The following is a 488-nucleotide window of genomic DNA, read 5'->3' on the forward strand; positions in this document are numbered from 1 at the left end:
GAACTGGCAGCAGGCATCCCTTGATCTGAGTCCTTTCGTCGGAGAGCAAATAAGGCTCGCCTTCAACCTGTGGTCCGATGCGGCTCAGACGGCCGACGGCTGGACCATCGACGACGTGGCCGTGTTCTCGTCCGATTTCGATACCCCACCCCTACCGCCTCAAGCGCGTCTGGAGAACCCCGCCGTGGGCTCGTTCCAGAGCGGGATTGGGATCATCTCGGGCTGGGCGTGTGAAGCGCAAGAGATTGTCATCGAACTGGCCGGCACTCCGGTACCGGCGGCCTACGGGACGCCCCGGGGCGATACCCAGGGGGAGTGTGGGGATAGCAACAACGGCTTCAGCCTGCTGGTCAACTGGAACAATCTGGGACCGGGCGAGCATCCGGTGCGGGCGCTGGTCGATGGGGTGGAGTTTGCCCGGACGACGGTGCGGGTGACGACCCTTGGGAGTGACTTCCTGAAGGATGTGCGCCGGACGGTTGTCGTCC

The 488-nt window shown here is 64.1% G+C and carries 1 protein-coding gene; it reads left to right on the top strand.

What is annotated here, in order from left to right:
• Nucleotides 1-488, top strand: a 488-nt coding sequence (locus J4F42_22050; GenBank protein ID MCE2488206.1) for a hypothetical protein, incomplete at both ends; no start/stop codon positions are given.

The organism is Desulfurellaceae bacterium, assembly GCA_021296095.1.
Classification (GTDB): domain Bacteria; phylum Desulfobacterota; class Binatia; order Bin18; family Bin18; genus JAAXHF01.